The following is a 6,298-nucleotide window of genomic DNA, read 5'->3' as shown; positions in this document are numbered from 1 at the left end:
TCCGATGGACCGCGCCCAGCGGGATGTAGACCGATTGGTTTTCCGGAGACCAGACGCACCTCGTCATCAATCGTGACTTTCGCCGTTCCTTCCACAACGATCCAGTGCTCGGACCGATGGTGATGCGATTGCAAGCTTAGCGCGGCGCCGGGATGCACGTGGATGCGTTTGACCTGAAAGCGGTCGCCGATCACCAGGCTTTCGAACCAGCCCCAGGGGCGATGATCCACCGGCAGGGATCTGCCTGCTTCGCGCCCTTTTCCTTCAGGGCGGCAACAGCTTTCTTCACGTCCTGCGCCCGATCCATACTGGCCACAAGAACGGCGTCTGGCATTGCAATGGCGATCATGTCTTGTACCCCCAACGCGACTACTTCCTGCGCCGAGGATTCCGAGCGGATCAGCACGTTCTGACAGTCGATAGCGGTCGCCTCGCCTGCAGTTGCGACCCCTTGCGCGTCTGGTTCTCCCAACTCGTGAACAGCGGACCAGCTGCCGACATCGGACCAGCCTGCGGCATAGGGCACGACGCTCAGGTTCGGGGCTTTTCCATGACGGCGTAGTCGATCGAGATATCCTCGACCTGCGACCAAGCCTCGGGGTCAAGGCGCAAGAAACCAAGGTCCGTTTTGGCGTTCGAGACTGCGGCGCGCACAGGGTCCATCAATTGGGCCGCATGGCCTTCAAAGGCTGCGATGATATCGCGGACCGCAAACAAGAAGATGCCCGAATTCCACAGATAGCTGCCATCCTCCAACATGGATTGTGCGCGGGCCAGGTCGGGCTTTTCAACAAACCGTTCCAGTGGAACAGCTTGGCCCTCACCGGTCGGTGCATGGCTGAGTTTCAAATAGCCATAGCCGGTTTCGGGGCGGTCGGGCTGAATACCGAATGTGACCAAATCACTGCGAGTGGTGATGGCGTCCACACCGGCTGCAACGGCCGTATGAAATGCCAGTTTGTCCGGAACCACATGATCGGACGGGGCGACCAGCATCACCGCATTGGGGTCGCTGGCGTGCAGATAGAGCGCGGCGGCCAGAACCGCCGGGGCAGTGTTGCGCCCTTCGGGTTCGATCAGAATGGGGCCGGGATCAATGCCGATTTCCGCCAGTTGTTCGGGCACCACAAAGCGAAAAGCATCATTGGTCAGAATCAATGGCTTGGCATAAGGGGCATCCGCAGGGCCACGCATCCGCTCGGCACAATCCTGCAACAGGCTTGTCGCGCCGATCAGCGGCACGAATTGCTTGGGATAGCTCTTGCGCGACAAGGGCCACAGTCGAGTCCCCGCCCCACCGCAAAGAATCACGGGATAAATCGTAGTCATCAATATCTGCCTATTAGCGCGTCGCGCCTATATTGCGCGTCTTGCGATCAAAGGAAAGAGTGGCCGATTACTGGGCCGCCTGATCCGTCGCAACAATGTCATGCAGATATTCGCGCAGATCGTCGCGCATCCGGGCGGGCCAGAGCAAAGGCCACGGTGGCTTGCAGGAACCCGGACTTGGAACCGCAGTCGAACCGCTGGCCTTCAAACTTGTAGCCAAAGACGGGAACTCCGTTGCCGATATCTTCTGCAATGGCGTCAGTCAGCTGGATCTCACCGCCGCTGCCTTTCTTCTTTTGGTTGAGGTTGTAGAGAACCGACGGCCCAAGAATATAGCGCCCGATCACAGCCAGATTCGACGGGGCTTCTTCGGGTTTTGGTTTCTCTACCATGCCGCGCGCGCACAACCGATCCGATGTTTTCACCGACATCCAGAACACCGTAAGATTTTGTTTTCTCTTGCGGAACTTCCATCGCGGCAACCATATTGCCGCCGGTTTCCTCATAGGCTTCGACCATCTGTTGAAGGCAAGGTTTGTCCCCCGCAATCACATCGTCGGGCAGCATAACGGCAAAGGGCTCATCCCCGATCAGGCGGCGGGCGCACCAGACTGCGTGCCCAAGACCAAGTGCTTTGTGCTGACGAATATAGGCAATCGCGCCGCTTTCCATATTGGTGGCATTCAGCGCTTCCAGCAGGTCATCCTTACCCTTGGCTTTCAATTCCTGTTCGAGGATGTGGTTGTGATCAAAGTAGTCTTCGAGGGCGGATTTCCCGCGTGACGTGACAAAGATGAATTCCGTAATTCCGGCTGCCCGGGCTTCGTCGATCGCGTATTGAACCAGCGGGCGATCCACCAGAGTCATGATCTCTTTTGGGACGGATTTCGTCGCAGGCAAAAAGCGGGTACCAAGTCCCGCGACCGGGAAAATTGCTTTGGTGACCTTGCGTGCCATAGTACCTCTCAAGTTCAATCTATAGTGCCGGAAATTCCGTCAGGTGCCCACGGCGTGTTCATAGGCGGTGCGGCCGGAATGTACAACGTCAACACTCGTATCAAATAACCAATCGCCGACAAGCGTGCCACTCAGACGGCAGGAAGTCAAAACGATCCGATGTCAAAGGTGCGCGCCGGGCGAATGAGTTCCAACGGTTTGGAAACAATCTTACTTATTTGAGTTAAACTAGTGCTGAATTATTAGTTAATCTTGCCTGCAAATTAAGCAGGGTTTGAATACGCCCGAAGTCAGCATTCTGACTTCGGGCCGGGTATCACCCATTGGCCATGATGGCATCCAACGGGTCGTGTTCGGCGACAAAGTGGTCAGGACGAACTTCGCTGAGGCTTGGAACATAGTCGGTCTCACCGGCAGACAACCGGCTGGGCAAAAAGCGCAGCGCGGCTTTGGGGTCCATGGGTGAGGGCAGCTCTCCTGGCAGCTTCAGCCGCTGACGGGTGCGTTCCACATCCGGGTCAGGGATCGGAACAGCCGAGATCAGCGACTTGGTGTAAGGATGGATCGGGTCCGAGCAGATTACCTCGCCATCGCCCAGCTCCACGATCCGACCCAGATACAACACCATGATCCGGTTCGACACGGCGCGTACCACCGACAGATCGTGGCTGATGAAGATCATCGACAGACCGAACTCCTGCTGCAACTCGCGCAGCAATTCAACGATTTGCGCCTGAATGGACACGTCCAAGGCCGAGACTGCCTCGTCGCAGATGATCAGCTTGGGTTTGTTGATCATCGCGCGCGCGATGCCGACCCGTTGGTTCTGACCGCCTGACAACTCGTGCGGATAACGGTTGATCATGTTGGCATTCAGGCCCACACGCTCCATCATTTCGCTGACCATCTGCTTGCGCTCGCGGTCCGTCAGATCGGGGCGATAGGTCTTGAGCGGCTCGGCGATTGAGGCCGAGATTGTCATGCGCGGATCGAGGCTGGCCAGTGGGTCTTGAAAGACGATCTGCAAGTCCTTGCGGTACTTGTTCAGCTCGGCGCGTTTCAGACCCACAATGGGATGGCCCAACCAACTGACATTTCCACCGCTGGGTTCGATCAGTTGTAATACGGCGCGCGCCAGCGTGGACTTGCCGCAGCCGGATCGCCCACAACACCCAGAGTTTCACCCTTGCGGATGTCAAAGCTGACGCCATCGACAGCCTTGAGCGGCACTTTGCGGCCGAACAACCCGCCTTTGACGTTGATCGGGAAATGCACCTTGACGTCATCGACCTTGAGCAGCGGTTCTTCGACCTTCTCCAACGCCTTGGGCGCATCGCCCGCATCAATGCGCGGCATCGCATCGAGGAGGGTGCGGGTATAGTCGTGCTGCGGGTCGCGGAAGATTTCGCGGGTGTCTCCGGCTTCGACAAATTCGCCCATGCGCATGACTTGAATGCGGTCGCACATACGGGCGACTACGCCCATATCATGGGTGATCAGGGCAATGGCGGTGCCTTCGTCTTTTTGCAGGCGCACCATCAGGTCCAGAATGTCGGCCTGAACGGTCACGTCCAGCGCCGTGGTGGGCTCATCCGCGATCAGCAGCTTGGGATTGCACAGCATCGACATGGCGATCATCACGCGTTGGCGCATCCCGCCGGACAGTTCGTGGGGGAACTGGTCCAGTCGCCGCGCGGCCTCAGAGATACGGACGCGGTTCAGCCAGTCCAGGCAGCGGGCCCGCGCCTTCGCGCCTTGCAACCCTTCATGCACCTGCAGAACCTCGCGCATTTGCTGGCCTATCCGAAGATGCGGGGTAAGTGCCGTCAACGGGTCCTGAAAGATCATGCCCACGTCAGAGCCACGGATCTTGTTCAGGCGGTTGATCGGCAGGTTCAGGATTTCGGTGCCGTTCAGAGTGGCCGACCCCAGCGCCCGTCCTGCGGGTGGTAGCAAGCCCATCGCGGCCATGAAGGTCTGGCTTTTGCCCGACCCGCTTTCGCCCACGATGCCAAGGCATTCGCCGGGGTTGATGTCGAAGCTGATGCCTTTGACGGCCTCGACCGCGCCATCGGGGGTGTCGAACTGGACCTTCAGGTCTTTTACGGAAAACAGGCTCATATCAGCGATCCTTCGGGTCCAGAGCGTCACGCAGACCATCCCCGATGAAGAACATCGTGATGATGATGGCGACGTAGAAAGTCAGCGGGAACATCAATTGCCACAGGGTGCCATACCCCATGGTTCCCGCCCCTTCCGCGATGAGACGACCCAGCGAGGTGTACGGTTCTGAAATCCCCAGCCCAAGGAACGAGATAAAGCTCTCGGTCAGGATCATTTCGGGCACCAGAAGCGAGGCATAGACGATCACAACGCCCAGCAAGTTGGGCAGGATATGGCGGTACATGATGGTAAATTCGCTGACACCTGCGGCGCGGGCGGCCTCGATAAACTCGCGGTTCTTCAGGGTCAGGGTCTGACCCCGTACGATCCGCGCCATGGTCAGCCAACCAACCGCGCCAAGGGCGATGAACAGCATGAAGAAGGATCGACCCGCCACGACAAGCAGCAGAATAATCACCAGAGTTGCCGGGATCGCCAGCAAGATGTCGACAAAGCGCATCATGACGCTGTCGGTCCGGCCACCGATATAGCCGGCGGCGATGCCATAGCAGGTGCCAACGATCAGCGCTGTCGCTGCACCGATCAGACCGACCAGCAGCGATGTGGTGGTGGCCTGAATGACGCGGCTGTACAGATCGCGCCCCAAGTCATCGACGCCAAAGAAATGGCCGGTTTCGACTGAGGGCATACCCATGCCCTGCACGTCACCCATAACGTTCCAGTCGATCTCTTCATTGTTCCAGACCGCGAAGTAGGGCCCGATAAGGGTGAACAGAACGATCAGCGCCAGAATGATTACGCTGGCCATCGCGGCCTTGTTGCGCACAAAACGCATCCGTGCGTCTTGCCACAGTGAACGCCCCTGAATGACCGTGTAATCGGTGATATCTTCGGCCAGATGGGCGGCTTTTTGAGATTTTCCAAGCATGTTTCGCCCCTTAGTACCGGATTTTCGGATCGAACCAGGCATAGGCTAGGTCGGTCAAAAGGTTCACGATTACGGTCAGCGCGCCATAGAGGATCGTGACCCCCAAGAGCACCGCATAGTCACGCGAGAGGGCCGAGCCGACATAGGCTTGCCCCAGACCGCCGGTCGAGAAATAGATGTCAACGAAGACCGAACCCGTCAGAACATAGACGAAGACCGGTCCCAGATAGGACACCACCGGCAAAAGCGTCGGTTTCAGCGCATGGCGCCAGATCACGGTTCTGGTCGGCAGTCCTTTGGCCCGCGCGGTGCGGATGAAGTTCGAGTTCAGAACCTCGAGCATAGACGATCGTGTGATCCGCGCGATCGAGCCGATATATGAGGTCGCGAGCGCGATAACGGGCATGATCAGATATGGCCATTGCCCTCCGTTCCAGCCACCGCCCGGCAGCCAACCCAGCCAAAGGGTGAAGGTCAGGATCAGGATCGGGCCCATGATGAAGTTCGGCAGCGCCTGAGCTGCAATGCCCAGACCGACAGCGAAATAGTCGATCCAGCTATTGTGCTTGATGGCCGCCGCAATCCCCAGCCCCACACCAATCGTGGTGGCAAACAGGAACGACAGGGACCCATAGGTCAGTGAGATCGGGAAACCTTGGGCGATGATATCATTCACATCGCGATCCTTGAATTTGAAGGATGGCCCGAAATCGAAATGCACCACGATGTTATACAGATAGTCCCAAAGCTGCTTCCACAGCGGCTGGTCCAGCCCATAGCGTGCCTCGATATTGGCCAGTACCGCGGGCGGCAGAGGCCGTTCCGAGGTAAAGGGCCCACCGGGCGCGAAGTGCATCAGAAAGAAACTGGCGACGATCAGCAAAAGGATCGTCGGAACGGCGACCAATAGCCGCCGGATAATATAGGCAAGCATTTCATGCCCCCAATTATTGGCTGTGC

General features: G+C 58.1%; 2 protein-coding genes and 3 pseudogenes. All 5 read right to left on the bottom strand.

Annotated elements, in window-relative coordinates; all coding sequences use genetic code 11:
* Nucleotides 1–1,329 (bottom strand): annotated as a pseudogene (locus ACR3E7_RS22965) (mannose-1-phosphate guanylyltransferase/mannose-6-phosphate isomerase); the annotation flags it as partial.
* Between the two features lie 67 nt (nt 1,330–1,396).
* Nucleotides 1,397–2,286 (bottom strand): annotated as a pseudogene (galU, locus tag ACR3E7_RS22960) (UTP--glucose-1-phosphate uridylyltransferase GalU).
* A gap of 316 nt (nt 2,287–2,602) precedes the next feature.
* Nucleotides 2,603–4,407: pseudogene (locus tag ACR3E7_RS22955) on the bottom strand (ABC transporter ATP-binding protein).
* Between the two features lies 1 nt (nt 4,408).
* Nucleotides 4,409–5,338, bottom strand: coding sequence for an ABC transporter permease subunit (locus ACR3E7_RS22950; RefSeq protein WP_170773324.1), 930 nt, complete (start codon nt 5,336–5,338; stop codon nt 4,409–4,411).
* Nucleotides 5,339–5,348: 10 nt separating this feature from the next.
* A complete protein-coding gene (gene oppB, locus ACR3E7_RS22945; protein WP_170773326.1) occupies nt 5,349–6,272 on the bottom strand; it encodes an oligopeptide ABC transporter permease OppB in 924 nt (307 codons plus the stop codon).
* Between the last annotated feature and the right edge of the window lie 26 nt (nt 6,273–6,298).

This window comes from Ruegeria sp. BK1, from assembly GCF_056535645.1.
Note: the sequence above shows the minus strand (reverse complement) of the source record. Positions and strands in the feature narration are given on the sequence as shown.

What these genes read in the sequence shown, in the direction of transcription:
- ACR3E7_RS22950 (WP_170773324.1), bottom strand. Translation starts at nt 5,338, where the DNA reads ATGCTTGGAAAATCTCAAAAAGCCGCCCATCTGGCCGAAGATATCACC.
- oppB (WP_170773326.1), bottom strand. Translation starts at nt 6,272, where the DNA reads ATGCTTGCCTATATTATCCGGCGGCTATTGGTCGCCGTTCCGACGATC.